The 24,987-nt window shown below is 74.4% G+C and carries 22 protein-coding genes and 2 pseudogenes; 7 read left to right on the top strand and 17 right to left on the bottom strand.

The window, feature by feature from the left end; all coding sequences use genetic code 11:
• The coding region (locus AE652_RS08905; RefSeq protein WP_049650663.1) for a carboxyl transferase domain-containing protein at positions 1-1,284 on the bottom strand (1,284 nt) is incomplete at its 3' end.
• 387 nt (positions 1,285-1,671) lie between these two features.
• Between AE652_RS08905 and AE652_RS08900 the strand changes: the two genes are divergently transcribed.
• Positions 1,672-2,004: a ribonuclease gene (locus tag AE652_RS08900; RefSeq protein ID WP_049650667.1), complete on the top strand. Its 333-nt coding sequence runs from the start codon at positions 1,672-1,674 to the stop codon at positions 2,002-2,004.
• 129 nt (positions 2,005-2,133) lie between these two features.
• On the opposite strand, the gene AE652_RS08895 is transcribed toward AE652_RS08900, so the two are convergent.
• On the bottom strand, positions 2,134-2,952 hold the full coding sequence (locus tag AE652_RS08895; RefSeq protein ID WP_049650662.1) for an MOSC domain-containing protein: 819 nt from the start codon (positions 2,950-2,952) through the stop codon (positions 2,134-2,136).
• A 143-nt stretch (positions 2,953-3,095) separates the two neighbouring features.
• Here AE652_RS08895 and AE652_RS08890 point away from each other — a divergent pair, with 143 nt between their 5' ends.
• Positions 3,096-3,773: a TetR/AcrR family transcriptional regulator gene (locus AE652_RS08890; RefSeq protein ID WP_049650661.1), complete on the top strand. Its 678-nt coding sequence runs from the start codon at positions 3,096-3,098 to the stop codon at positions 3,771-3,773.
• 289 nt (positions 3,774-4,062) lie between these two features.
• Complete coding sequence (locus tag AE652_RS08885) at positions 4,063-4,587, top strand: universal stress protein (protein ID WP_049650660.1); 525 nt, start codon at positions 4,063-4,065, stop codon at positions 4,585-4,587.
• An 18-nt stretch (positions 4,588-4,605) separates the two neighbouring features.
• Here AE652_RS08885 and AE652_RS08880 read toward each other — a convergent pair whose 3' ends face one another.
• Positions 4,606-5,352: a S9 family peptidase gene (locus AE652_RS08880; RefSeq protein WP_049650659.1), complete on the bottom strand. Its 747-nt coding sequence runs from the start codon at positions 5,350-5,352 to the stop codon at positions 4,606-4,608.
• A 284-nt stretch (positions 5,353-5,636) separates the two neighbouring features.
• Positions 5,637-6,443, bottom strand: coding sequence for an IclR family transcriptional regulator (locus AE652_RS08875; RefSeq protein ID WP_049650658.1), 807 nt, complete (start codon positions 6,441-6,443; stop codon positions 5,637-5,639).
• Positions 6,444-6,767: 324 nt separating this feature from the next.
• Here AE652_RS08875 and AE652_RS08870 point away from each other — a divergent pair, with 324 nt between their 5' ends.
• The 3 genes from AE652_RS08870 (at position 6,768) to AE652_RS08860 (ending at position 10,227) form a co-directional block, all read left to right on the top strand.
• On the top strand, positions 6,768-8,078 hold the full coding sequence (locus tag AE652_RS08870; RefSeq protein ID WP_049650657.1) for an extracellular solute-binding protein: 1,311 nt from the start codon (positions 6,768-6,770) through the stop codon (positions 8,076-8,078).
• 209 nt (positions 8,079-8,287) lie between these two features.
• Entirely contained in the window at positions 8,288-9,265 is a 978-nt protein-coding gene (locus AE652_RS08865) for a carbohydrate ABC transporter permease (RefSeq protein ID WP_049650656.1), read from the top strand.
• A gap of 137 nt (positions 9,266-9,402) precedes the next feature.
• Positions 9,403-10,227 carry a carbohydrate ABC transporter permease gene (locus AE652_RS08860; RefSeq protein WP_049650666.1) on the top strand — a complete coding sequence of 275 codons (825 nt, stop codon included), beginning with the start codon at positions 9,403-9,405 and terminating at the stop codon, positions 10,225-10,227.
• Positions 10,228-10,325: 98 nt separating this feature from the next.
• Here the strand turns inward: AE652_RS08860 and AE652_RS08855 are convergent, their stop codons facing one another.
• The 3 genes from AE652_RS08855 to AE652_RS08845 all read right to left on the bottom strand — a co-directional run bounded on the left by AE652_RS08855 (position 10,326) and on the right by AE652_RS08845 (position 12,648).
• Positions 10,326-10,937: a hypothetical protein gene (locus tag AE652_RS08855; protein WP_049650655.1), complete on the bottom strand. Its 612-nt coding sequence runs from the start codon at positions 10,935-10,937 to the stop codon at positions 10,326-10,328.
• A gap of 162 nt (positions 10,938-11,099) precedes the next feature.
• A complete protein-coding gene (locus AE652_RS08850) occupies positions 11,100-11,885 on the bottom strand; it encodes a VOC family protein (protein WP_049650654.1) in 786 nt (261 codons plus the stop codon).
• 121 nt (positions 11,886-12,006) lie between these two features.
• Positions 12,007-12,648 carry an alpha-ketoglutarate-dependent dioxygenase AlkB gene (locus AE652_RS08845; protein ID WP_049650653.1) on the bottom strand — a complete coding sequence of 214 codons (642 nt, stop codon included), beginning with the start codon at positions 12,646-12,648 and terminating at the stop codon, positions 12,007-12,009.
• Positions 12,649-12,823: 175 nt separating this feature from the next.
• Between AE652_RS08845 and AE652_RS08840 the strand changes: the two genes are divergently transcribed.
• A complete protein-coding gene (locus AE652_RS08840) occupies positions 12,824-13,342 on the top strand; it encodes a universal stress protein (RefSeq protein ID WP_049650652.1) in 519 nt (172 codons plus the stop codon).
• Positions 13,343-13,349: 7 nt separating this feature from the next.
• Here the strand turns inward: AE652_RS08840 and AE652_RS08835 are convergent, their stop codons facing one another.
• The 10 genes and pseudogenes from AE652_RS08835 to AE652_RS08795 all read right to left on the bottom strand — a co-directional run.
• Entirely contained in the window at positions 13,350-14,975 is a 1,626-nt protein-coding gene (locus tag AE652_RS08835) for an amidohydrolase (RefSeq protein ID WP_049650651.1), read from the bottom strand.
• Complete coding sequence (locus tag AE652_RS08830; protein ID WP_049650650.1) at positions 14,972-15,832, bottom strand: PaaX family transcriptional regulator C-terminal domain-containing protein; 861 nt, start codon at positions 15,830-15,832, stop codon at positions 14,972-14,974. Before AE652_RS08830 ends, AE652_RS08835 begins: the two co-directional genes overlap by 4 nt.
• 156 nt (positions 15,833-15,988) lie before the next feature.
• The gene (locus AE652_RS08825) at positions 15,989-16,741 is read right to left on the bottom strand and encodes an Asp/Glu racemase (RefSeq protein WP_049650649.1); all 753 of its coding nucleotides are present in this window, start codon (positions 16,739-16,741) and stop codon (positions 15,989-15,991) included.
• A gap of 31 nt (positions 16,742-16,772) precedes the next feature.
• Positions 16,773-17,687, bottom strand: coding sequence for a fumarylacetoacetate hydrolase family protein (locus AE652_RS08820; protein WP_049650648.1), 915 nt, complete (start codon positions 17,685-17,687; stop codon positions 16,773-16,775).
• A gap of 17 nt (positions 17,688-17,704) precedes the next feature.
• Positions 17,705-18,868 carry a cupin domain-containing protein gene (locus tag AE652_RS08815; RefSeq protein ID WP_082345514.1) on the bottom strand — a complete coding sequence of 388 codons (1,164 nt, stop codon included), beginning with the start codon at positions 18,866-18,868 and terminating at the stop codon, positions 17,705-17,707.
• Positions 18,865-19,836, bottom strand: a complete 972-nt coding sequence (locus AE652_RS08810; RefSeq protein ID WP_049650647.1) for a carbon-nitrogen hydrolase family protein — start codon at positions 19,834-19,836, stop codon at positions 18,865-18,867. The genes AE652_RS08815 and AE652_RS08810 overlap by 4 nt, the downstream gene beginning before the upstream one ends.
• Positions 19,837-19,904: 68 nt before the next feature.
• On the bottom strand, positions 19,905-22,295 hold the full coding sequence (locus AE652_RS08805; RefSeq protein ID WP_049650646.1) for an FAD-dependent monooxygenase: 2,391 nt from the start codon (positions 22,293-22,295) through the stop codon (positions 19,905-19,907).
• A pseudogene (locus tag AE652_RS47995) lies at positions 22,292-22,636 on the bottom strand (acyl-CoA thioesterase); the annotation flags it as partial. The gene AE652_RS08805 and the pseudogene AE652_RS47995, both read right to left, overlap by 4 nt.
• Positions 22,637-22,711: 75 nt before the next feature.
• Positions 22,712-24,319: pseudogene (locus AE652_RS08800) on the bottom strand (AMP-binding protein); the annotation flags it as partial.
• A 230-nt stretch (positions 24,320-24,549) separates the two neighbouring features.
• A partial coding sequence (locus AE652_RS08795; protein ID WP_049650645.1) for a hypothetical protein occupies positions 24,550-24,987 on the bottom strand: 438 nt, incomplete at its 5' end.

Genomic DNA, 24,987 nt, shown 5'->3' with positions numbered 1-24,987 from the left:
CGCGCCGTCCCGGTGGACGATCGCCGAGGCGCCCTCCGGCGGCAGCGGCGCCAGCCAGGCGTGCTCGGCGGCGATCACCCGGTCCGCCGGGAGCAGGGCGAGCGCCCCGCCGCCCGAGCCCTGGCCGAGCAGCACGGCCAGGACGGGGGTGCGCAGCGCGAGCAGGGTGGTCAGGCAGTGGGCGATCTCCACCGCGATGCCGTCCAGCTCGGCCTGGGCGGACAGCTCGGCACCGGCCGTGTCCACCACGGTGACCAGCGGCAGTCCGAGCTGCTCGGCCAGGCGCGCGGTGCGCCGTACGGCCCGCAGGTCGGCGGCGGTGAAGGGGCGTTCGTGCTCGGGGGTCTGCCGCTGCTGGCCGACGACCAGGACGGGCCGGCCGCCGAGCAGGGCCAGCGCCCGGACCAGTGCGCCGCCGCGCCCGCCGGGGGCGTCCAGCAGCACCAGCTCCTCGGCGGTGTGCCGCAGCAGCTCGCGGGTGCCCGGGCGGTCGGGGCGCCGGGTGCGGAGGACGGAGTCCCAGGCGTCGGGGTGCCCATGAGTGCGGACGGGCACGGGGGACGGAGAGGCGGTGGGGTCTGTAGTAGGGGACGGCGGTGCGGCGGCGAGGACGGCGAGGGTGCGGCGGAGCAGCTCGCGCAGCTCCTGCGGCGGTACGACGGCGTCCACCAGTCCCTGGCCGGCGAGGGTCTCGGCCCGCTGGACGTCCGGCGGCAGTTCCACGCCGCGCAGCTCCTCGTACACGCGCGGGCCGAGGAAGCCGAGCCGGGCGCCGGGCTCGGCGAGGACCAGCTGTCCGAGCGTTCCCCAGGAGGCGAAGACCCCGCCCATGGTGGGGTTGCGCAGGTAGGTGAGGTAGGGGAGGCCGGCGGCGCGGTGCGCCTGGACGGCGGCGGTGATCCGCAGCATGCAGAGGAAGGCCGCCGAGCCCTCCTGCATCCGCGTCCCGCCGGAGACCGGCAGGGCGAGCAGCGGCAGCCGCTCGGCGGTGGCGCGCTCGACGGCGCGGGTGATCCGCTCGGCGGTGGCGACGCCGATCGAGCCGCCGAGGAAGCCGAACTCGGAGGCGATGAGGGCGACCGGCCGACCGTCGATCGAGCCGACGCCGGTGAGGACGGCCTCGTCCAGGCCGGTGCGCTCGCGGGCGCGGTCGAGGGAGGCGCGGTAGCCGGGGTCGGGCCGGTCGACGGCCGGTGGCTTGTCCCAGCCGCGGAAGCCGCCCGGATCGACCAGCAGGCCGATCAGCTGGTGGGCCGTCAGTGCCGTGCCCGAGCCCGTACCCATGCCCACCCCGTCAGAGTCGTTCCGGCGATCGTTCCGGTGATTGCTCCGGCGGTCGTTCCGGCGGTCGTCCCGGCCCCGCCGTGATCCGTCCGGCTAGGCGGCACTCTATGCGGCACGGTCCGGTCGGGACAGCTCCGACATGAGTTCGATGGCGGTCGACCCTTGCGCCGGACGGGCGGTTCGTGGGCGTTTCGCGGACGGCTCCGGGGGAGGGGTGCGAGGCTCGGCGTACGGCTCAAGTCCTCGTAGGTAAAGGGTAGTTACTCGCTGGTTAATAGTTTTTCTGAGGGCTTCCGGAGCTGACGGTGTCTCGTCAGACTGGTGGACATGACTCGCACTCTACGCGCGTGGAAGACCCGCGCCGCCGCCGTCACCGCCGTCGCCCTGATGACCCTCGCCCCGGTCGCCGTCGCCACCGAGGCGCACGCCGACGTGAGCGGCTCGGTCTGCCTCTCCGCCCTCCCGTCGCAGGCCACCGACACCCTCAACCTGATCGCCTCCGGCGGACCGTTCCCCTACTCCCAGGACGGGGTGGTCTTCCAGAACCGGGAGGGCGTCCTGCCCAGCGAGTCCTACGGCTACTACCACGAGTACACCGTCATCACCCCGGGCTCCCCGACCCGCGGCGCCCGCCGGATCGTGACCGGGCAGGCCAGCCAGGAGGACTACTACACCGGCGACCACTACGCCACGTTCTCGCTGATCGACCAGACCTGCTGACCGTCCGCTGATCACCCCGGGGCCGTCCCCGGACGCTCCGACACGACGGTGGCCTCGGCTGGCTTCCCCGCCGAGGTCACCGCCGTGCGGCCGTAACCGTAGCCGTAGTAGCTACGGCCGCCCCCGGGCTCAGAGCTCGGACGGCCCCCAGGCGCCCACCGCCAGCTCGTCCCCCACCCGCAGTGTGCCGGGCCGCAGCACCGCGAACTTGCTGCCGAACGCCACCCCGCCCGCCGCCGCCCGGCGGTACCGGGCCAGCGTGCGCAGCGGCTCCGGGCCCGCCTTGGTGCCGTGGGACTGGTCCACCATCGTCACCGCGCAGCGGATCGCGAGCTTGGCGTAGCCCAGTTCGGCCCCGCCCACCTCGATCCGGCGGGCCAGGTCCTCGGTGTGCGGTTCGGACCAGCCGTCCACCACCACGTTCGGGCGGAACCGGTCCATCGGCAGTGGCGGAGTGCCGGAGAGCTCGTTGAAGTACTCCAGCGAGGAGTGCGACACCAGGTGCACGGCGCAGCTGTCCGCGTAGCCTGAGGTGCCCGGGACCAGCCCGTCGGTCACCCGGTCGTGCTCCGGCGGCACCCGGACCAGTCGGCTGCGCGCGCCCAGCACCCCGGAGAGCCAGTCGGCAGCCTCCTCGCCCTGGTCGATGCCGAAGAACGGCGCGCCGAACAGCCGCACCTCGCGGCGCGGGCCCCCGGTGTCCACCGGGACCGACACCGGCTCCGTCCCCGGGGCGGCCAGGGTCAGCGAACGGCCGTCCTCCGCCACCGTCGGGCGGACGGTGGCCAGCACCGGGTCCCGGCGCTGGGAGCGGAACACGCCCTCCTCGTCCACCACCATGAACGCCCGGTCGTGGGCCAGCCCGGCCCGGGTGAGCTCCGCCTGCGCGGCCGCCACCCCCGCGCAGCCCTTCACCGGGTAGTACCGCAGTTCCGTCACCGTGGCCATCGTCCTGCTCCCCCTTCGCGCCGGCGTGCCGTGCTACGCCCGCGTACCGTCCATCTCGCGAACCCCACAGGGTAGTTGAGCGGGCCGACGGGGGCGGAGGCGGGACGGGGTGGATCCGCCCGCCGCTTGCTAGGGTCGGGGGCATGGCACCACCGAGCAGCGCGAACCCCCCGGGGCGGCTCCGGCGTGACGCGCAGCGCAACCGCGACCTTTTGCTCGCCGCCGCCCGCGACATGTTCTCCCGGCACGGCCTGGACGTGCCGCTGGACCAGATCGCCAAGGAGGCGGGCGTCGGCAACGCCACCCTCTACCGGCACTTCCCGACCCGCGAGGCGCTGATCGGTGAGGTGTTCGCGGACGCCGGGGGCGGCCTGGCCGCCGCGGGCGAGGAGGCGCTCGCCGACGCGGACGCCTGGAGCGGCCTCGAACGGTACTTCGGGCGGATCTTCGAACTGGTCGCCGCCGACCGGGGCATCAACGACCTGGTCACCCAGGCCATCCCGACCATCCCCGGGATGATCGAGATCAGCCGCGGGCACGCCGCCACCGTCGGCGCCCTGATCGCCCGCGCCCAGGAGCAGGGCACCATGCGCCGCGACGTCGTCACCATGGACCTGCTCTTCCTGCTCGGCCCGCTCTGCCGCGCCCTGCCGGCCGCCACCGAGCTGCGCCCCGACCTCTGGCGCCGCTACCTCGCCCTGCTGCTCGACGGCTTCCGCGCCCAGGCGACCCACCCGCTGCCGGTCCCGCCGATCGGGGAGGAGCACCTGGACCGGATGTTCGCGGACCTCTGGGAGGCGGAGCAGCCGGAGCCCTCCTGAGCCCGGGCCCTCCTGAGCCCGGGCCCTCCTGAGCCCGAGCCCTCCTGAGCCCGAGCCCGCCGCAGGTCCGAGCCCGCCGCAAGCCCGAGCCCGCCGCAAGCCTGAGCCAGCTTCCGCCCGTGCCGCATCAGGGACGCGTACGGAAGGGCGGGCTCCGCGTCAGAGCCGCGTCAACGGCCCGTGGCCGTACGGGCGCGGGCCGCTTTGCTGGGGTGGAATCGGCGCGGTCCGGTCCGGCCCGGTGCGAGGGCACCCGGGCGCGCGGGCGGACGGAGAGGCAGGGCGGGCCATGACGGACAGTGGTGCGGACGGGGGCCGGATCGTGGTCGGCATCAGTGGCTCGTTGGGCAGCCTCGCCGCACTGCACCGCGCGGTGGCCGAGGCCCGTCGCTCGGACGTCGAGGTGCTCGCGGTGCTCTGCTGGACCCCGCCCGGTGACGAACTCGGCTACCGCCGAACCCCGTGCCCGCCGGTGATCGAGGCCGGCCGCGACGCCGCCGTGGCCCGGCTGCGGCAGGCCCTCGACGAGGCCTTCGCCGGACGCCACGCGGGTGTCCGGCTGCGCTGCCAGGCCGTCCGCGGCGACACCGGCCACACGCTGGTGCGGTGCGCGGACCGGCCCGGTGACCTGCTCGTCCTCGGCGCCGGACGGGAGCGCGGCCGCCTCGCCCGACTGGTGCACCCCTCGGTCACCGCCTACTGCGTCCGGCACGCCGCCTGCCCGGTCCTGGCCGTCCCGCGTCCACCGCTGCAGCGCGAGCTGGAGGCCCTGGAGCGCGGTGGCGGGCTGCGGGAGCCGGCGGCGGGGACCTGAGGTCAGGCCGGCTTGACGTCAGGCCGGCCCGGCCGCCTCGGCGAGGACGGCGGCGGTCCGCCGGCCGGCGGCCAGGGTGTCGGCGTCGGTGGCCGGAAGGCAGCGGCCGGCCTCGGGGCTGTAGGCGGTCATCACCACGCCGGCGTGGTCGGTGGGCAGTTCGAGGGTCCGTACCGCCGACATCTGCTTTGTAAGAGCAGCGCTCAACCGCCGGGTGTGCTCGATGTCCACGATCCCGTCCGCTGTGCCGTGGACCAGCCAGAGCGGGACGGGGGACGGGCCGGCGGTCAGGTGCTCGAGCGGGGCCTCGCCGGTGGTGACGGCCGTGGTCGAGTAGTGCGAGGCGATGCCGACGGCGGCGACGGGCCGTAGCTCGGCGGGGGTGTCCGGGTGGGTGGCCACGGCTATCGCCTCGCGGCCGCCCATCGACCAGCCGGCCAGCACGAAGCGGGCCGGGTCCCCGCCGTGCTCGGCGGCGATCCGGCGGGCCTGGGCCAGCGAGGCGAGCAGTTCGGCGCCGCCGCGGTCCGGCTGCTCGGAGCTCCAGTCCGGGACGAGCACCAGCAGCCCCAGCCCGGCGGCCTCCCGGGCCAGCGGCCGCAGCACGTCACGCTCGTTCGGGCCGTTGCCGTGCCAGAGCAGCACGACGGGAGCCGGTCCGGCGGTGCCGGCGGCCGGGAGGTGGACGTCCATCAGCCGCCCTTCCGCGTACGGAGCGGCAGTCGGGGCGGCAGGCGGACCGGCCTCGGGTCGAGCGCTCGTCATGCGGGGTTCCCCTCCGGTTCGGTGGATGATCACGGAGCTGGTACTGTACTTCTCGTCGCGAGGGAGGGATTCCTCGTCAGGCGTCAGTGGTGCTACCAGAGCACGTCCTACTTTCAGTAGGAAGAGTCCGTGCGACCCGGGCCTGGCGCTCCAGAGTCGGACAGGGTCCGGTGCCGTTCGTTCGGCGCCGGGCCCTGTTCGCGTTTCCGGGAACAGGGTGACCGCCGGACGACCGTTCAGGACGGGGCGTTCTCGGGGCGAGGCGTTCTCGGGACGGGGCGTTCTCAGGACGGCTGGCGGTCGGAGCCCAGCTCGCGGGAGATCCGCAGGCCGACCTGGGCGACCACCGGGCCGAGGGCGCGGACCCGGGCGGCGGTCATCCGTGAGGTGAGGCCGGAGACGGACAGGGCGGCGGTCACCTCGCCGGTGTGGTCGAAGATCGGGGCGGCGACGCAGCGGACCTCGGGCTCGTTCTCGCGGTCGTCGATCGAGTAACCGCGGGCGCGGATGCGGGCGAGGTCGGCGCGGAGCCGGGGCTCGTCGGCGATGGTCCAGGCGGTCACCGGGCGCAGTCCGGCCGCGACCACCTCGGCGACGGCCTCCTCGGGCAGCCAGGCGAGGATCGCCTTTCCGGTGGCGGTGCAGTAGGCGGGGGCCCGGCTGCCGACCCGGGAGGCCATCCGGACGTTGGTCTCGTCCTCGACCTTGTCCAGGTAGACGATCCCGGGGGCCTGCCAGACGGTCAGGTGGACGGTCTCGCCCGCCTCGCGCTGGAGCCGGCGCAGGTGTTCGGCGGCGACGCTGCGCAGGTCGAGGGTGGTCAGGTAGGCCTGGCCGAGCCGCAGGGAGCCGTGGCCGAGCCGGAACCAGCCGGTCTCGCGGTCCCGGTCGAGGAGGTGCTCGTCCAGCAGGGGGCCGGCCAGCCGCAGCACGGTGCTCTTGTTCAGGCCGAGCCCGTCGGCGAGCTGGGCGAGCGGCACGCCGCGCCCGTCGCCGTGGTCGCGGACGTAGCCGAGGACGGCGAGCGCGCGGCGCAGCGAGGAGGACTGGTTGCGTTCGGTCGCGGGTTTCTTGGGCGCCGTCTCCGTCATGGGTCCGTTCCCTGTGTCGTTCTGCCGGTGTTCCCCCGCAGGTCGGCGGCGGTTGTCAGAACGTACCCGGTCGTGACGGGATCGCCTCATCTTCGATACAACGTTGTGCAGTGCAAAACTTTCCCCAACTCCCCCTTGTTGGCGCCGATCGCCCCCGCCTAACGTCCCTGCCATCGAGCAGGCGACGTCGCCCCACCCGAGCGCTGCGCCCTGCCGTACCCCCACCACTTCACCCACCATCGGCCCCGGTCAGGGCCTGCTTCGACGTGCCCGTCCCCGCGGCGGACGTCTCGGCGGCAGCTGTCGGGAGGGGAGGTCTCCACCATGCGACTCATCGAACGGACCGCCGCAGCCGTCGTGCTCGCCGCCGGCTGCCTGGCCGCCACCGCCTGTGCCCCCGGCACCGCCTCGCCGGCGAGCGACAAGGCCGCCGACGACCGGACCGGCACGCTGCAGGTCTGGCTGTACAACGAGGCGGGCAACGCGGCCAAGGAGGCCGTGATCGCCAAGGCCGTGACCGACTTCCAGGCCTCCCACCAGGGCGTCACCGTCAACGTCAGCTACATCGACACCGACGCCTCGGCCCGCGCGGCCAAGATGAAGGGCGCGTTCAACGACCCGAACAGCGCCCCCGACCTGGTCGAGTTCGGCAACACCGACCTGCCCGGCTACGTCGCCGCCGGCGGCCTCGCCGACATCACCACCGAGCTGGACACGTGGCAGGACAAGGGCGACCTCGACCCGGCGATCGCCAAGACCGCCGTGGTGGACGGCAAGACCTACGGCCTGCCCTGGTGGGTCGGCGTGCGCGCGCTGTACTACCGCACCGACCTGTTCACCGAGGCCGGCCTCACCCCGCCGACCTCGTACGCCGAACTGGTCGCCGCCAACCAGAAGATCCACGCCGCCCACCCGGACACCTTCGGCATCGCCGTCGGCGGCAAGTACACCTTCGCCGCGCTGCCCTTCGTCTGGGACGCGGGCGGCGACATCGCCACCAAGGACGGCGCCGCGTTCAAGGCGGCGATCAACTCGCCCGCCTCGCAGGCCGGGATCAAGCGCTACACCGACCTCTTCGGCGCGGACGGCTGCCCCGCCCAGCAGTGCGCGGACCTGACCGGCGGCAAGACCGTCGACCTGTTCGCGGCCGGCAAGTCGGCGATGGCGGTGCTGCTCAACTCCAACCGCGGCAAGGTGGACGCGGGCGCGGTCAAGGGCAAGTACGGCGTGGTGCCGCTGCCCGGCGAGAAGCCCGGATCGATCGCCCCGGCCTTCGCCGGCGGCAACAACCTGGGCGTGATGAAGGCGGCCAAGCACCGCACGCTGGCCGTCGAGTTCGCCGAGCTGCTGGCGAGCCCCGCGTACCAGGAGCAGATGTACGACGCGATGGGCAACCTGCCGACGCTCAAGTCCGTCAGCGGCAAGGTCGCGGCGAAGGACGCGTTCCTGAAGCCCTTCACCGACACCATCGCGGCCGGCACCAGGTTCGTCCCGCTCGACCAGGCGTGGGCGCAGATCGACGCCCAGGCGGTGATCCCGACGATGCTCCAGCAGGTCGTCACCGGCAAGGCGGACGTGGCCAAGGCCTCGGGCGACGCGGCCGCGCAGGTCTCCTCGGCCTTCGCCGCGCACTGACGGCCGACCGCCGGCGGCGGGGGCGCGCCACGACCGCCGCCGCCGGCATGTGAGTCACCGCCACCGTCACCGCCGCCGGCAGCGAGTCACCGGCGCTGCCGGTACCGAGTCACCGCCGCCGGCACCGAGCCACCGGCGCCGCACCGCCGGCCCCCGGCCGCGTACGGACGGCCCCCCTCCCGGTTCGTCTCAGAGAGCAGGTCCCGCACGTGTCCGTATCCACCTCGACCGCCCCGGCGCCGCCTTCCCCGCAGAGGCGCCGTGGGGGAAGGGCGCCGGCCGCACCCCCGGGCGGCCGGCGCCGGCGGCCCCCGCTGCTGCTGCTCCTGCCGGCCGCGGTCATCCTGATCCCGCTGGTCGCCTACCCGATCTACCAGCTCGGCCTGCTGTCCGTACTGGACTTCGGGCAGGCCCAGGCCTCGGGCGGCGCCCCGACCTCCTTCGTCGGCTTCGGCAACTACTCGAAGATCCTCGAGGACGAGCAGTTCTGGACGGTGCTGTTCCAGACCATCGGCTTCGCGGCGTTCTGCGTGGTCGCCACCCTGGCCGTCGGCGCCACCCTCGCGGTGCTGCTCACCAAGGTCGGCCGGTGGCCCCGGCTGGTGCTGACCACCGCGGCGATGGCCGCCTGGGCGGCGCCGGCGATGACCGGTTCGACGGTGTGGAGCTTCCTGTTCGACACCAACCTCGGCCTGGTCAACCACACCCTGGAGGGGCTCGGACTCTCCGGCTTCCACGAGTTCAACTGGTTCTACGACAAGTGGACGGCGTTCCTGATCGTCGGCGCCGTGGTGGTGTGGCACTCCTACCCGTTCGTGATGGTCACCCTCTACGCGGGCATCCGGGCCATCCCGGAGGAGATCATGGAGGCGGCCGCCCTGGACGGCGCCAACACCTGGACCACCTTCCGCCGGATCACCGCACCGATGCTGCGCCCGATCCTGACCATCGTGGTGATCCAGTCGGTGATCTGGGACTTCAAAGTCTTCACCCAGATCTATGTGATGACCGAGGGCGGCGGCATCGCCGGCCAGAACCTCGTGCTCAACGTGTACGCGTACCAGAAGGCGTTCGCCTCCTCGCAGTACGGGCTGGGCGCGGCGATCGGCGTGATCATGCTGCTGATCCTGGTGATCCCGACGGTCCTGTACATCCGCACCCTGCGACGGACGGGGAACGAACTGTGAGCCCGGCGAACTCCCCGGCGAACTCCCCGGCCGTGAAGCCGGCCCGGAACACCGGCGGCCCCCAGGACGGGAGCGGCCCCCGGAACACCGGCGGCCCCCGGAACACCCGGGGTCGGAACACCCGCGGCCGGTGGCGGCTGGCCGCCAACAGCGGCGCGATCGTGCTGGCCGTGGTCACCGCCTTCCCGATCTTCTGGATGGTGCTCTCGGCCTTCAAGCCCAAGGGCGAGATCCAGTCGCTCGACCCCAGGCCGTGGACCGCCCACCCCACGCTGGAGAGCTTCCGTCAGGTGCTCAGCGTGGACGGCTTCGCCCGCTACTTCGGGAACAGCCTGGTGGTCGCGCTGTCGGTGGTGGTGCTGTCGGCGATCGTGGTCTTCCTGGCGGCGGTGGCCGTGACCAGGTTCCGGTTCAAGTTCCGCACCACCATCATGGTGATGTTCCTGATCGCCCAGATGATCCCGGTCGAGGCGCTGACCATCCCGCTGTTCTTCATGTTCCGCGACGCCGGACGGTTCGCCCCGGGCATCGGGCTGAACACCCTGGCCTCGCTGGTCCTGGTGCAGCTGGCGTTCTCGCTGCCGTTCGGGATCTGGATGATGCGCGGCTTCGTCGCGGCCGTCCCGGTCTCGATCGAGGAGGCGGCGCAGATCGACGGGGCGGGCCGGACCCGCATCCTGTGGCGGATCCTGCTGCCGCTGGTGGCGCCGGGCCTCGCCGCGACCAGCGTGTTCTCCTTCATCGCGGCGTGGAACGACTTCGTCTTCGCCAAGACCTTCATCATCAGCGCCACCCAGAACCAGACGCTGCCCTCGGCGCTGCTGGTCTTCTTCAAGCCGGACGAGAACGACTGGGGCGGCATCATGGCGGCGTCCACGCTGATGACCGTGCCGGTGCTGATCTTCTTCATCGCGGTGCAGCGCAAGCTGGTCTCCGGGTTGGCCGGTGCGGTGAAGGACTGATCGCCCGCGCGTGCGGAGCGGCCGGGAGTCCCGTCGTCGTGCGGGACTCCCTGTCGTACGTGAGGGTGGGCGCTCCGGGCGTGGGCGCCGACACCGGTTCAGGAGACGAAGCCGACGATGTCGGTGCCCTTCCGGCTCCGTGCGATCCGCAGCCAGCCGACGACCTCCGCGACGGCCTCGGCCACCTCGCGCTCCGGCACCGGGGCGCGGCCCTCGCGCCCGGCCCGGTCGAACCGGTCCAGCGCCTGCCCGCAGTCCCCGGCCGACCAGGTGCCGCAGGACGGCACCGCGCAGAAGGGCAGTCCGGTGGGAAGGCCGCCGCCGTACTGGAAGTCCGCGACCGAGACGGCGGTGATCCCGTACGCCTTCAGACCGTCGTCGACCACCTCCAGCCAGTTGCCCCGGAACGGGCCGAAGGAGTCGACCTCCAGGGGCTGCCCGACCAGCCAGCACAGCCGCCGGTACGCGTAGCCGTACTGGAAGGCGTGGTCCTCGTTCCCGGAGAAGGGCCCGCCGTGCACCACGGCGCGCAGCGCCTCCAGGGCGGTCGGGGCGCCCTGCGCGATCTCGTCGGCGAAGTGCTCGTCGGACCTGTCCAGGGACGGGCCGAAGTACGCGAGGGCCTCGTCGACCGCTCCGTCGTCGCCGCTGCCGACGCGGGCGCGGAGCTCCGCGGGGTCGACCAGGTACGCGCGCAGGAAGGAACTCATATCAGCACGGTAGCGGGCGCAACGGACAGCCGGGTCGGCGGGTCCGGCCGCCCTCGGGCGGTGGGGTCGTACTGAATCTTCTTGCCGTAGAGGCAAGTTGACGGGACGGCAGCGGCCTCGCCGGCTCCCCGGGTGAGGGGCGGGAGCGTCGGTGGCCCGGGCTCAGGCCGCGGCCGCGGAGTCGCGGGCGGGGACGGCGACCAGCACGAACTCCGCGCCGGCGTCGTCCCGGACCAGCGCGGTGCGGCCGAACGGCCCCGGCACCGGACCGGTGACGACGGTGCCGCCGAGGGCGCGCAGCCGGTCGGCCGCGCGGTCGGTGTCCTCGGTCGCGAAGTGGACCAGCCAGCGTGCGCCTCCCTCCGGACCGGCGCCCGGGCCGGAGGGGCTGGAGGGGCCGAAGGGGCCGATGCTGCACGCGGGCCGACCGGCGACCCGGGCGAGGGTGTGGCCCGCCCGCGGCCGGTCGTAGCTGTAGCCGACGACCCGGCGGTAGAAGGCCCGCGCGGCGTCGGGGTCGGGGGAGAGGTGCTCGTTCCAGGCGAACGCGCCCGGTTCGTCGACCAGTCCGGCGCCGTCGATGGTGCCGGCCCGCCAGAGCCCGAAGTGGGCACCGAGCGGGTCGACGGCGAGCGCGGCGCGGCCCTGCTCGGGCACCTCGTACGGTTCGCGGGCGAGGCGGCCGCCGGCGGCCCGGACGGCGGCGGCGGTGCGCAGCGGGTCGGGGCAGGCGAGGAAGGTGGTCCAGGCGGGCGGGTCGCTCGGCCGGGCCCGTTCGACGGCCGCGACCTGGGCGCCGTACCGGGTGGCCACCGCCTCGGCGGGGCCGGTCGGGACGAACTCCCAGTCGAACAGCGCGCCGTAGAAGGCCTGCGCCCGTGCGGTGTCCGGCGTGGTGAGCACGACCCAGCACGGGACCCCGGGGCGGTAGTTGCCCGGCTTCGGCATGCGGTCCTCCTGGCGGGCCCGGTGTCCGGCGCCCGGCGTCCGGTGCCCGGAGCAACGGCCCCACCCGTCAGCCTCCGCGCCCGGCGGGTGCGCGGCAAGCGGGCGTCCCCGACGACGATGCCTAGGACACCCCGTGCGGCCGGAACTGGACGCTGATCCGCGGGCCCACCGGGCGGGCGGTCTTGGGGATCGCGTGTTCCCAGGTGCGCTGGCAGGAGCCGCCCATCACCACCAGGTCCCCGTGGCCGAGCGGGTGGCGGACGACGGTCGTGCCGCCGGACCGGGGCCGCAGCGCCAGGGTGCGCGGCTCGCCGACGGAGAGGATCGCCACCATGGTGTCCTCGCGGGCGCCGCGCCCGATCCGGTCACCGTGCCAGGCCACGCTGTCCCGGCCGTCCCGGTAGTAGCAGAGTCCGAGGGTGCGGAACGGCTCGCCCAGCTCCCGGGCGTAGTGGTCGCTCAGGGCGGCCCGGGCCAGGCCGAGCACCGGGTGCGGCGGTTCGGCGTGCGCCGGGTAGGAGGCCAGCAGGCGCGGGACGTCGACCGTCCGCTCGTACATCTCGCGGCGTTCGGCGCGCCAGGGCACGGTGGCGGCCAGCTGTTCGAACAGCTCGTCGGCCCCGTGCAGCCAGCCCGGGAGCAGGTCCAGCCAGGCGCCGTCGCCGAGCGGCTGCCGTCGCAGGCCGTCGAGCGGGCCGAGGCGGACGCCGCCGCGGTCGGTGTCGTCGAACAGCGAGGGCTGGAGGTGGACGGTGCCGTGCATGGGGTCAGCGTACGCCCTGATTCGAACAGGTGCTCGAATATTGCGCCCAGGGCATGGGTATACCGAGCGATGCACGGTGATATTCAGTTAATGCCTTCGATTTGCAGGCTAAATTGGGAGTGTGGCAACCTAATCGCAGACATTGAAGAGTTTTGACATCGGAAAGCGAAGGATCATGTCGGACGGCGCCCGCGTCATCGTCGGAGTCAGCGGCTCCCTGCACAGCCTGACCGCCCTGCATCGGGCGGCCGAGGAGGCCCGGGTCCGGCAGGCGGTGCTGGTGCCGGTGCTCGCCTGGACGCCGGTCGGCGGCGAGCGCAACTACCGGGCCCGGCCGTGCCCGCCGCTGCTGCGCGCCTGGCAGGAACTCGCCGAGGCGCGGATGACGAGCGCGCTGGAGCAGGCCTTCGGCGGTCTGCCGATCGGCGTGCCGGTGCGGCCGCTGGTCGTGCGCGGCGATGCCGCCACGGTGCTGACCGGGCTCGCCGACCGTCCGGGCGACCTGCTGGTGGTCAGCACCGGCGAGCAGGGCGGCCTGCGGGTCAGGCTGCGAGGGCTGACGCGCCGCTCGGTCACCCGGCAGTGCCTGGCCCGGGCCCGGTGCGGGGTGCTCGCCGTTCCGCCGTCCATGCTGCACGAGGACCTGCGCGCGCTGCACCGCGGCATCGACCTGCGGGAGCTCGCGGCGGCCTGACGGCCAGTCAACTCCGGTGCGTGGTAAGGCCGTCGACCACCGTACGGGTGGGGCGAAGGTCGCGCAGCGCGTCCACCGGGCAGTCCAGCGGATCGACCGGCCACACCGTGAGGTCGGCGAACGCCCCCGGCCGCAGGCTGCCGCGTACCGCGCTCTCGCCGGTCAGCCGGGCCGCGTTCACGGTGTGCAGGGCGACCGCCTCGGCCCGGCCGATCGCGTGCTCCGGGCCGACCACCCCGGCCGTGGTGCCCCGGGTGGTCATGCCCCAGACCGACACCATCGCGCCGTACGGGCCGACCGGGAAGTCCGAGCCCCCGGTGATCAGCGCGCCCTCGTCCAGCCACTCGCGCAGCGGGAAGAGCGCGGCGGTGCGCTCCTCGCCCCAGGCCCGCTGCTGGGTGAGCGCGCCGTCGTGCAGCAGCGGGTGCTGGACCGTCACCGGGATGCCGAGGGCGATCGCCCGGGCCCGCTGTCCGGGGCGGGCCAGGCCGCCGTGCTCGACCACCAGGGTGCCGGGCGGCAGGCCGGGGCGGCGCGCGGCCACCTGCTCGAAGACGTCCAGCAGCACCCGCAGCCCGCGGTCGCCCCAGGCGTGCACGCCGACCCGCCAGCCCCGCCCGACCACCCGGTCCACCGCCGCGAGCAGCTCGGCCGGCTCCCAGAGCAGCCGGCCGTGGTAGCACGGCTGCCCCTGGTAGGGCTCCTCCACGGCGCCCGCCTCGAAACCGCCGTCGATGCCGAACTTGACGCCCCACAGGCTCAGCCGGCCGTCGTCCCGGCCGGCGGAGCGCCAGGCGTCCATCCGCTCCAGCAGTGCGTCCACCTGCTCCGGCGTGCGGGCGGCGAAGCCGGAGACCAGCGCCCGGACCCGGACGGCCAGGGCGCCCCCTGCCCGCGCGGCGTCCAGCACCGCCAGGTCCTCGACCGGGACCAGGCAGTCGCGGACGGTGCCGATGCCGGTGGCGGCGAAGTCGGCGGAGGCGGCGCGCAGGCCCTCGATCCGCTCCGCGAGGGTGGGGCGCGGCAGCACCCGCTCGACCGGCTCGACCGCCCGGTCGACCAGCCGGCCGGTGAGCCGTCCGTGCCGGTCGCGCTCGATCACACCGCCGGGCGGTGCCTCGGTGGCCTCGGTGATCCCGGCCAGCCGCAGCGCGGCCGAGTTGAGCACCATGTTGTACGCGCCGCGGCGCACCAGCACCGGGTGGTCCGCGGTGGCCGCGTCCAACTCCCGGGTGGTGGGCATCCGTTGCTCGGCCAGCAGCACCTCCTGCCAGTTGACCGTGGTCTGGATCCACTCCCCGGCGGGGGTGCGGGCGGCGCGCTCGCGGATCAGGGCGAGGAACCCGGCCAGGTCGTGGGCCCGGTGGACGGGCACGCCGTGGACGCTGTGCCCGGCCATGACCAGATGGGTGTGGGTGTCGTCGAAGGCGGGCAGCACCGTCGAGCCCGGGGCGTCCACCACCTCGGTGGCCGGGCCGACCAGGGCGTCCAGGCCGTCGGGCGCGGGGGACAGGGCGGTGATCCGGCCGCCGGTGACGGCCACCGCCCGGCGGGGCGGCTCGCCGGGCACCAGGGTGTGCACGGCGGCGGCCCGGATCAGCAGGTCGGCGGGGACGGGGGCGGGGTCGGTCATTGCGGCTCCTGGATCGCCGGACACACCGGGGGGCGGGACAGCCCGGTGACCTTCTCGACGTACCGAAGACTGGGCTCGGCGAGCAGTCCGTGCAACTCGGTGAACACCGCGCGGGCCGGCACCGCGTTCCAGTCGGCGGGCAGCAGCTGCGCGGGCAGCCCCGGGTCCAGGTACGGCAGGCGGCGCCACTGGGTGAGCATCGGCACGTAGGCGCGGAACGCCTCGGCCGGGTCGACCGGCGACCGGTCGCGCCGCTCCTCGGCGGCCGGGTGCCAGGCGTCGGCGAAGGCCGCGTACTGCGCCTCGATCGCCGGGAGGTCCCACCAACTCGCCACCGCCGTCCGGAGATCGGCGAAGCCGGCGTACTCGGCGGAGAGGAACAGGTGGACGTAGGCGCTCAGCCCGAGCCGGTCCAGCAGTCGGCGGGCGTCCGGCAGCAGCCGGGCGGGCGCCAGCCAGACCCCGGGGGCGGCGTTGCCGAAGCCGAGCCAGCTCAGCCGGGAGCGCAGCTGGTGGCGGTGGGCGCGGGCGGACTCGGGCACCGAGAAGACCGCCACCACCCAGCCGTCGGCGAGCGCGGCGGGCTCCAGGCTGTGGAAGATCCGCCGGTCGCCCTCCTCGAAGACCGGCTCCACCGCCGGGGCGAGCCGGTAGCCGGTTCCGCCGCGGCGCTCCTGGAGCAGGGTGCCGGCCTTCTTCAGCCGGGACGTCGCCGAGCGGACGGCCGGGCCGTCGACGTCCAGCTCGGCCAGCAGGGCGATCAGGTCGGCGATGGATATCCAGCCGCCGAGGCGGCGGACGAACTCGCCGTAGACGGTGTTGATCAGGGAGCTCGGCCGGGGTGCGTTCTCGGACATGCGCGGGCCCTCCTCCCCGGCGACTGGTGGCGATCATAACGAGGGTGCGGGACATCGGAAGGGTCTTGCCGATCTTTGCCGGATGCGCCGATCCGGCGGGAAGCGCACGGAACACCTGCTACGGGTGACGCCTCCTGCGCGTACCGCTACCGCCCGCTACGCGTAGGCGCCGGAGAGCAGGGTCCCGGCCCCGGGGGCGAAGGCGGGCAGGCCGAGGGCCCGCAGCAGCTGGTGGGTGGTGCAGACGGCGGCCGAGACCACGGGCTTGCCGAGCTGCTGCTCGGCCTCCTCGACGGCGGACAGGGAGGGCAGCTGCACGCAGGCCGAGAGCACCACGGCGTCCGCCCCGGCGTGGGCGAGCCCGCGGGCGATCGCGGGCAGCCGGGCCGGGTCGTGGGCGGCCACGTCGAGGTTGTCGGCGATCTCCAGGGCGGCGTGGTCGAGCACCTCGATGCCCTCCGCGGCGAGGTACTCGACCACCGTCCGGGCCAGCGGCCGCAGGTACGGGGTGACCATCGCGACCTTGGCGGCCCCGAGTTCGTGCAGCCCGGCGACCAGGGCGCCGGCGCTGGTGACCACGGGCGCGGGGGCGCCGTTCTGGATGGTGCGCAGGTGCAGCCGCCGCTCGGCCTCGCGGTGGTAGCCGTGGCCGGTGGCCATCACCGCGACCAGGCAGGCGTAGCCGAGCACGTCCACCCGGGCGTCCGAGAGCTCGGCGGCGCAGCGGTCGGACTCGGCGTCCATGGCGCGCAGTTGCTCGGGGGTGACCCTGGTCATCCGCATCCGGCTGGAGTGGAAGGTGAACCGCTCGGGGGCGACCGCCTCGCGGGCCCGCAGCAGGGCGGGGACCTCGGTCTCCATGGTGACGTTGGAACTCGGGACGATCTGGCCGATCCGGTAGGTGGTCATCGGGCGGACGGTCCTTTCCGGTCGGGGCTGGTCAGCGGGCGTCGACCACGGGGTTGGCGAGCGTGCCGATCCGCTCGATGGTGGCCTCGACGAGGTCGCCGGGCTGGAGGAACCGCGGGGGCACCATCCCGGCGCCGACGCCGGAGGGGGAGCCGGTGGCGATCACGTCACCCGGTTCCAGGGTGACGCCGGAGGAGATGTCGGCGATCAGCCGGGCGACGCCGAACAGCATGTGGCGGGTGTTGGAGTCCTGCCGCGGCTCGCCGTTGACCTTCAGCGAGAGGTCGAGCCGCTGCGGGTCGGGGATCTCGTCGGCGGTCACCACGACCGGGCCGAAGGGGGCGTAGCCGTCCTGGCCCTTGGAGAAGAACCACTGGCCGGAGCGGCGCTGGTCGCGGGCGCTGATGTCGTTGACGATGCTGTAGCCGAACACGTGCCGCAGCGCCTCCGCCTCGGCCACCCGGAAGGCCGGCGCGCCGATCACCACGGCGAGTTCGCACTCCCAGTCGAGCTGCTTGGTGAGGTCGGCGTTGTGCGGGATGGGCCCGCCCGGGCCGGTGACGGCGGTCGAGGGCTTGCCGAACAGCACCGGGCGGTCGGGGAGTTCGCGGTCGGTGTCCAGGGTGCGGTGCGACTCGGCCACGTGCTCCACGTAGTTGAGGCCGACGCCGACGATCTTGCCGGGGCGCAGCGGCGCGCACAGCGAGACCTCGGCGAGCGGCCTGGTGGCCGGGGAGCCGGCGAGCAGCTCGCGGACGACGGCCAGGGCCGGTTCCCCGGCACGGATCAACCCGAGGAGGTCGGGCGGGAGTCGAACACCGGCGGCGGAGGCCAGGGCGGTCAGGTCGGCGACCCGGTCGCCGTCGAGCCGGGCGCCGAGGCGCGGGGCGGCTGCGGCTTCGGCGGTGGCAGCGGGGTCGGCGATTCGGAAGGTCAACAGGTGCATGGCGGTGGGGCTCCTGGTCAGGCGGTGGTGGTGGGCTGCTGCCCGTCCGGGTGGGCCTCTTCGCGGTGGAGGCCGAGCGAGTGCATCACCGGGAAGTCGTTGAAGGAGAACAGGCAGGCGTCCTCGCCCTGGTCGAGGTTCGCGTGCTCGTGCCAGGCCCAGGACGGGACGACGAAGACGTCCCCCCGCTGCCACTCGAAGCGGTGGCCGGCGATCACCGAGACGCCCTGCCCCTTGGCCGCGGTGTACACCACCGAGCCGGTGTGCCGGTGGGCGCGGGTGGCCTGGCCCGGTCGCAGCAGTTGCAGGTGGGCGGACATGGTCGGCATCACCGGGCCACCGGTGACCGGGTTGGTGTACTCCATGACCACGCCGTCGAAGGGCGATCCCTCGGTGGCGCGGGCGAGTCGGCAGAGCGCGTGGTAGCTGGGCTCCCAGGGCCAGCCGAACAGCGGCGAGTAGGGGCGGGTCCACTTCTCGACGCCGTACGGCAGCAGGTTGCCGCCGTAGCTGAGCAGCGAGGAGTCGGTGACCGGCCCGGGCCGCTGGTACAGCTCCGGGTGGACCTCGTAGAAGTTGGCGTCGAGGGTGTTGACCAGCGGGATGTCCAGGCCGTCCTGCCAGATCACCGGGGCGTCGTCGGCCTCGTTGCCGTGCTCGTGCCAGGTGTTGTTCGGGGTGATCGCGAAGTCGCGCGGGCCGACCTTGAGCTTCTGCCCGTCCACGATGGTCCAGGCGCCGGTGCCCTCGTGGACGAAGCGCAGTGCGGAGGCCTGGTGGCGGTGCGCCGTCATCGCCTCGCCGGGGCCCATGATCTGCAGCCCGGTGTACAACAGGCCTACGGCGGCGCTCAGTTCGCGGCGGCCGGGGTTCACCAGCATCACCACCCGGCGCCCGGCGTCGTCGGCCTTCACCAGGGGCAGGGCCTTGTGCACCAGTGGGCGGAGGTCGGCGTAGCGCCAGAGCACGGGGACGGACCTCGGCTGCGGGTACCAGGGTTCGATCTCGTTGGCGACCGTCCACAGGGCGCCGGCCTGGTACTTGGCCAACTCCTCGTAGTAGGCGAGCAGTTCCGGGCTCTCGGTGACCCTGGCCCGGCCGATCCGGTCGTCGTCGTGACCGTCGTGGCTTCCGCGACCGTCGTGACCGTCGTGGCCGGGGGTGCGTTCGGGGCTGGTCATGCCTCCTCCTCGGGGAACACCAGCGGCCGCAGCGGGCGGTTGTCCACGTGCAGCCGGAAGACGTCGAAGCGGTTGTAGTGGCCGACGATGTCGTGCATCTGCCGGGGCTGGACGCAGCGGCCGAGGTCGATCTCGGCGTAGACGATGCCCTCCTCGTCCACCAGCGGTTCGGTGACGGCACGGCCGTCCGGGCCGAAGATCCCGGACAGGGCGCTGTGCGGGCGGGCGAGCTGCTTGCGGAGCCGCGGGTCGTCGCCGGCGATCAGGTCCACGATCTCGGGGGAGACGGTGGAGCAGGAGACGACCGAGAACACCTTGCCCTCGAAGCAGTGCGCGGCGGTGCGCAGGGCGATGGAGTCCGCCATGTCGTAGTCCTCGGGGCCCACCGGCAGCGCGATGTAGCAGGCGGCGTGGACGAGTTCGCCCTGGGCCAGCAGCGTGAAGCGGGCCAGCGGGTTGGTGTTCTCGCCGCAGGCCAGCGCGCCGAGCGGGCCGACGGCGGTGGGGTGCACCGTGAGGGTGCTGCCGTCGCCCTGCCCCCAGGTCAGCTTCTCGGCCCAGGTCGGCACCAGCTTGCGGTGCACGCCGAGCAGTTCGCCGTCCGCGCCGATGATCAGCAGGGTGTTGTACAGCGGTCCGAGGCCGGGCCGGCCGCGTTCGTTGACCCCGATCACCAGCACCACGCCGGCCTGCCGGGCCGCGGCCCGCAGGGTGTCGACGTACGGGCCGGGGACGTCCACGGCGGCCCGGTACAGCCGGTCGTACCAGGGCGAGCCCTGCACCGGGTTCATCGTCCAGTTCCAGTACGGGTAGCCGGGCACGAAGACCTCGGGGAAGACCACCAGTTCGGCGCCGTGCCCGGCCGCCTCGTGGATCAGCGCGACGGCCTTGTCGACGGTGGCGGCCGGGTCCAGGTAGACCGGGGCGGCCTGGACGGCGGCGGCGGTGAAGCGGGGCAGGTCGGGCATGGGTCCTCGTCCCTCCTCGGGGGCTGCGGTGGGGAACGCGACGGCTTCTCGAGGGGCTCGGGGGCCGCTCACGGAGGGTCCGGTGACCAGCGGCGGTGGACGGGCGGGGGCGGCTCGCGCAGCAGCTGCAGGCGCGGGGCGACCCGGTCGGCGTTCGGCCCGGGCGGCCTCCGGCTGCCGGCCCGCCAGGGTTCGGGCCAGCGGGCGCCCGGCCCGGCGTGGTTCCGCTCGGCGGCGGCGTGCAGCGTCCAGAGCGGGTCGTACAGGTGGGCGCGGCCGACCGCGACCAGGTCGGCCCGCCCGGCCAGCAGGACGGAGTCCGCGTCGTCGAACCCGGAGATGGCGCCGACCGCGATGGTCGGCAGGCCGGTGGCGGCGCGGACCAGTTCGGCGAACGGCGTCTGGTAGCCGCGCCCGTACGGCGGCCGCTGGTGCGCCACCACCTCGCCGGTGGAGACGTCCAGCGCGTTCGCCCCGGCCCCGGCGAGCGCGCGGCCGATCGCCACGGCCTCCTCCTCGGTGGTGCCGCCGGGCGCCCAGTCGCTCGCCGAGATCCGCACCAGCAGCGGCCGCCCGGCCGGCCAGACGGCGCGCACCGCCGTCAGCACCTCCAGTGGCAGCCGCAGCCGGTGGGCGAGCGGACCGCCGTAGCGGTCGGTGCGGCGGTTGGTGAGCGGGGAGAGGAAGGAGGAGAGCAGGTGGCCGTGGCCGAACTGGAGCTCCAGCACGTCGAAGCCGGCCCGGGCGGCCCGCTCGGCGGCGGCCGCGAAGTCCGCGGTGACGGCGGTCAGTTGGATGTCGTTCGCCTCGTGCGGCACCGGGCTGCCGGTGTCCCAGGGGAGGGCCGAGGGGGCGATCAGCGGCCAGCCCTCGGCGAGCGGGCGCCCGACGCCGTCCGGTCCGGGGGCGGCGGTCGCGCCCCGGCGGCCGGCGTGGGTGAGCTGGATGCCGAGCGGGGTGTCGCTCACCGCCCGTACGGCGTCGACGAGTCGGCGCCAGGCGGCCTCCTGGTGGTCGGCCCACAGGCCCGGGCAGCGGTCGGTGGCCCGGCCCTCGGGGCTGACCGCGGTCATCCCGGCGATCACCAGCCCCGCGCCGCCGAGCGCGTGGCCGGTCAGTTGGGCGCGGTCGAAGCCGCTGGGCAGCGCGTCGGGGGAGGTGAAGGTGGCGAGCGGGGGCACCACGACGCGGTTGCGCAGTTCCAGCGCGCCCAGTTTCAGCGGCCGGAACATCGGCGGCACCCCGGGCGAGCCGCCGAAGGCGGTGTCCACGGCGTCCACGAAGGCGGGGTCGCGGGCCCGCAGGTTGCCGTAGGTGACCCGCCGGCTGCGGGTGAGCAGGTTGAAGGCGAACCGGTCGATCCCCTGCCCGGTGCGCCGCCCGATGGTCTCGAACCATTCCAGGCTGGCCTGCGCGGCGCGCTGGGTGGACTCCACCACCGGGCGCCGCTCGGCCTCGTACCCGGCCAACGCCGCGTCCAGGGTGGGCTGTTCGCTCAGCGCGGCGGCCAGGGCGAGGGCGTCCTCCAGGGCGAGCTTGGTGCCGGAGCCGATCGAGAAGTGCGCGGAGTGCGCGGCGTCGCCGAGCAGGACCACGTTGCGGTGGCGCCAGCTCGCGTTCCGGACCGTGGTGAAGCGGATCCAGCGGGAGGCGTTGGGGATCAGCCGGTGGCCGTCCAGGTGCCCGGCGAGCAGCTCGGCGCAGCGCCGCACGCTCGCCAGGTCGCTCTCGCCGCGCGCCGACTCCCGTGCGGCCAGGGCCTCGAAGCCGGCGCGGTGCCAGGCGTCCGCGGCCGCCTCGACGATGAAGGTCGAGCGGGTGGCGCTGTACGGGTAGGCGTGCACCTGGAGGACGCCGAAGTCGTACCGCTCGACGATGAAGGTGAAGGCCTCGAAGACCTTGTCGGTGGCGAGCCACATGTAGCGGCAGTGGCGTTCGTCCAGGTCGGGGCGGAAGCTCTCGGGGTGGGCGGCCCGGGTGCCGGAGCGGATTCCGTCGGCGGCCACCACCAGGTCGTACTCGGCGGCCAGCCGGTCGACGGGCGGCGCCGGGGTGCGGTAGCGCACGTCCACCGCCAGCTCGGCGCAGCGCTGTCGGAGGACGGCGCGCAGCCGGTTGCGGTCCAGGGCGGCGAAGCCGTGGCCGCCGCTGGTGCGGACCTCGCCCGCGTAGCGGATGTCGATGTCGCTCCAGCGGGCGAACTCGGCGCTGATCGCGGCGAAGACGAGCGGGTCGGCCCGGGCGATGCCGTCCAGGGTCTCGTCGGAGAAGACCACGCCGAAGCCGAACTCGTCGTCCCGGCCGTCCCGTTCGAAGACGGTGATGTCCCGGTCGGGTGCCAGCTGCTTGGCCAGGGCGGCGAAGTAGAGCCCGCCGGGGCCGGCGCCGATCACCGCGATCCGGCGCACCGCCCGCGGAGCCGCGTCCGGTCGGCCCGCGCGGTCCGGTGCCGTGCTCATGCGAGCACCTCGGGCCGCTGCGGCCCCGCCTCGGCCAGCGTGCGGCGGACCTGCGCGGGCCACGGCTGGGAGCCCCCGTCCTGCGGCGCGGCGTGCACCACCGACATCCGCCCGCTCGCGGCCAGTCCGTGCGGGCCGTGCACCTCGAAGGCGTAGTGCAGGGAGGAGCCGCCGACCCGGACGACCCGCAGTTCGGTGCGGACGAGGTCGCCGAACCAGAGCCGTTCGCGGTAGTCGGCCTCGAAGTGCACCCGGGGTATCCGCCCGAACAGTTCGGCGAGCCCGAGCCGGCGCAGCAGGGCCGCCTCCGCCGCCTCGGCCCAGCGCTGTACGGCGGAGAAGTGGTAGTGCCCGGCGGCGTCGGTGTCGGACCACTCCACCCGGCGCTCGACGGTGACGCTGGCCGGGGTCAGCGCGGCCCGTCGGCGCAGCTCGGCGCGGTGCAGCTTGCCGGTCGCGGTGCGCGGCAGCTCGGGCACGAACTCGACCGCCCGCGGGTACTTGTAGGGCGCGATGGCGCGCTTGACGTGCTCCTGGAGCGCGTGGGCCGTCTCCGGCCCGGCCGGTACGCCCGCGCGCAGCACCACGTACGCCTTGACCACCGCGCCGCGCCGCTCGTCCGGCGCGCCGACCACCGCGCAGTCGGCCACGTCGGGGTGGGCGGCGAGCGCCTGTTCCACCTCGGGCCCGGCGATGTTGTAGCCGGAGGAGACGATCATGTCGTCGTTGCGGGCCCGGAACCAGAAGTAGCCGTCGCCGTCCCGGACGTAGGTGTCGCCGGTGAGGTTCCAGCCGCCGCGGACGTAGTCCAGCTGGCGCTCGTCGTCCAGGTAGCGGCAGCCGGTCGGGCCCTTGACGGCGAGCATCCCGGGCTCGCCGTCCGGCACCGGGCGGCCCTGCCCGTCCAGGACCGCGGCCCGGAAGCCGGGGACGGGCCGGCCGGTGGAGCCGGGGCGGATGTCCTGGCCGGCGGCCGAGACGAACACGTGCAGCAGCTCGGTGGCGCCGATGCCGTCGATCAGCCGCTGTCCGGTGGCCGTGTGGAAGGCCTGCCAGACGGCGGCGGGCAGCGGCTCGCCCGCCGAGACGCAGTGCCGCACCCCGGCCAGCCGGTCGGCCAGCCCGGCGGCCAGGATCGCCCGGTAGGCGGTCGGCGCGGTGAACAGCACGCTCACCCGGTGCCGGCGGACCTGTTCGGCGAGCTGCTCGGGGGTGGCCTGCTCCAGCAGCAGGCCGGCGGCGCCCGCCCGCAGCGGGAAGACCAGCAGGCCGCCGAGGCCGAAGGTGAAGCCGAGCGGCGGGGTGCCGGTGAAGAGGTCCTCGGGGGTGGGGCGGAGCAGGTGGCGGGAGAAGGTGTCGGCGATGGCGAGCACGTCGCGGTGGAAGTGCAGGGTGGCCTTGGGGCGGCCGGTGGTGCCGGAGGTGAAGGCGATCAGCGCGACGTCGTCGGCGGCGGTCGGGACGGCGGGGAAGCCGGCGGGCTTGGCGGCGCAGCGGGCGGTGAGGTCCTCGGGGCCGGGGCCGCCGTAGGGCAGGACGCGCAGGCCGGGGGTCCTGGCCCGGTCCAGCTCGTCCAGGAAGCGGTGGTCGCACAGGGCGAGGGCGGGCCGGGCGATGCCGGTGAGCTCGGTCAGCTCGGCGGCGCGCAGCAGTGGCATGGTGGTGACGGCCACCCCGCCGGCCTTCAGGACGCCGAGCCAACAGGCGGCCAGCCAGGGGGTGTTGGGACCGCGCAGCAGGACCCGGTTGCCGGGGACGAGGCCGAGGTCCTCGGTCAGCAGGCGGGCGATCCGGTCGGTGTGGCCGCGCAGTTCGCCGTAGGTCCAGCTCCCGGTGGGGGTGAGCAGGCAGCGGCGGTCCGGGCCGAGGCGTTCGATGGTGTCGTCGAGTAGGGCGGCGGCGCAGTTCAGGCGGTCGGGGTAGGCCAACTCCGGCAGTTCGAAGAGGAGTTCGGGCCAATGCTCGAAGGGCGGGAGGTGGTCTCGACAGAACGTGTCCACGTGCGCCGAGGGTGAGAGCTCCATGGGCGGGCACCTCGTTGTGCGAGCGGGGAGTGAGGCCAGTATGGCGCTTCGGTGACGCCAGTCAAGAGAGCGATACACGCATTCGGGCGACGGCCCTGGTGGCGCTCCCCCCGGCGCCTCCGGTGCTCCCTGGCCCCTGGTCCCCGTTGTCGCCCGGCTCCCCGCTCGGGTCCGCGGTCCGGGACGGGCGGCAACCGGCCGTCCCGGACCGCCTCGACGGGACCGGACCGTCAGCTGCTCGCGCCGTCCGCGGCGGCATCGGGCGTGCGGCCCTCCTGCGCCTGCCGGGCACGCTCGGCGACCAGCTCGGCGAGGCCGGTGAACGCGGGCCCGGTGAGCTGGTCGCCCGACCCCTCCTCGCGCACGACGAGCAGCACGCTGCCGACCCTGGCCAGTGCCACCGCCGACGAGGAGCCCTGGACGCGGACGGCGCTCTGGTCGCCGATCCGCGGGACGGCCGCCGCCGGGTCGGTGCCGGCCGTCCGGTCGAGCGTGTGGTCGAAGGCGCGGGCGGCGGCCTCGGGGGAGGCGAAGGAGGCCACGCCGAACTCCACGGTCTGCGCCGAGGCCGAACCGAAGGTCACGGTGGCGGAGGCGAGTTGAAGGTCGCAGGAGTCCGGGAGCAGGCACGGCAGCCCGCCGCCCCGGGCGGTCCCCGCCGTCGGCTC

The organism is Kitasatospora sp. MY 5-36, from assembly GCF_001182915.1.
GTDB lineage: Bacteria > Actinomycetota > Actinomycetes > Streptomycetales > Streptomycetaceae > Kitasatospora.
This window is presented reverse-complemented; position numbering and strand designations above follow the sequence as displayed.

Excerpts from the sequence above, each read along its gene's own strand:
- AE652_RS08885 (WP_049650660.1), top strand. The coding sequence starts at position 4,063 with ATGACGGACAGTGGTGCGGACGGGGGCCGGATCGTGGTCGGCATCAGT.
- AE652_RS08810 (WP_049650647.1), bottom strand. The coding sequence starts at position 19,836 with ATGCCCGACCTGCCCCGCTTCACCGCCGCCGCCGTCCAGGCCGCCCCG.
- AE652_RS08840 (WP_049650652.1), top strand. The coding sequence starts at position 12,824 with ATGTCGGACGGCGCCCGCGTCATCGTCGGAGTCAGCGGCTCCCTGCAC.
- AE652_RS08805 (WP_049650646.1), bottom strand. The coding sequence starts at position 22,295 with ATGAGCACGGCACCGGACCGCGCGGGCCGACCGGACGCGGCTCCGCGG.
- AE652_RS08825 (WP_049650649.1), bottom strand. The coding sequence starts at position 16,741 with ATGACCACCTACCGGATCGGCCAGATCGTCCCGAGTTCCAACGTCACC.
- AE652_RS08890 (WP_049650661.1), top strand. The coding sequence starts at position 3,096 with ATGGCACCACCGAGCAGCGCGAACCCCCCGGGGCGGCTCCGGCGTGAC.
- AE652_RS08815 (WP_082345514.1), bottom strand. The coding sequence starts at position 18,868 with ATGACCAGCCCCGAACGCACCCCCGGCCACGACGGTCACGACGGTCGC.
- AE652_RS08870 (WP_049650657.1), top strand. The coding sequence starts at position 6,768 with ATGCGACTCATCGAACGGACCGCCGCAGCCGTCGTGCTCGCCGCCGGC.
- AE652_RS08845 (WP_049650653.1), bottom strand. The coding sequence starts at position 12,648 with ATGCACGGCACCGTCCACCTCCAGCCCTCGCTGTTCGACGACACCGAC.
- AE652_RS08820 (WP_049650648.1), bottom strand. The coding sequence starts at position 17,687 with ATGCACCTGTTGACCTTCCGAATCGCCGACCCCGCTGCCACCGCCGAA.
- AE652_RS08850 (WP_049650654.1), bottom strand. The coding sequence starts at position 11,885 with ATGCCGAAGCCGGGCAACTACCGCCCCGGGGTCCCGTGCTGGGTCGTG.
- AE652_RS08900 (WP_049650667.1), top strand. The coding sequence starts at position 1,672 with ATGACCCTCGCCCCGGTCGCCGTCGCCACCGAGGCGCACGCCGACGTG.
- AE652_RS08895 (WP_049650662.1), bottom strand. The coding sequence starts at position 2,952 with ATGGCCACGGTGACGGAACTGCGGTACTACCCGGTGAAGGGCTGCGCG.
- AE652_RS08855 (WP_049650655.1), bottom strand. The coding sequence starts at position 10,937 with ATGAGTTCCTTCCTGCGCGCGTACCTGGTCGACCCCGCGGAGCTCCGC.
- AE652_RS08830 (WP_049650650.1), bottom strand. The coding sequence starts at position 15,832 with ATGTCCGAGAACGCACCCCGGCCGAGCTCCCTGATCAACACCGTCTAC.
- AE652_RS08875 (WP_049650658.1), bottom strand. The coding sequence starts at position 6,443 with ATGACGGAGACGGCGCCCAAGAAACCCGCGACCGAACGCAACCAGTCC.
- AE652_RS08835 (WP_049650651.1), bottom strand. The coding sequence starts at position 14,975 with ATGACCGACCCCGCCCCCGTCCCCGCCGACCTGCTGATCCGGGCCGCC.
- AE652_RS08880 (WP_049650659.1), bottom strand. The coding sequence starts at position 5,352 with ATGACGAGCGCTCGACCCGAGGCCGGTCCGCCTGCCGCCCCGACTGCC.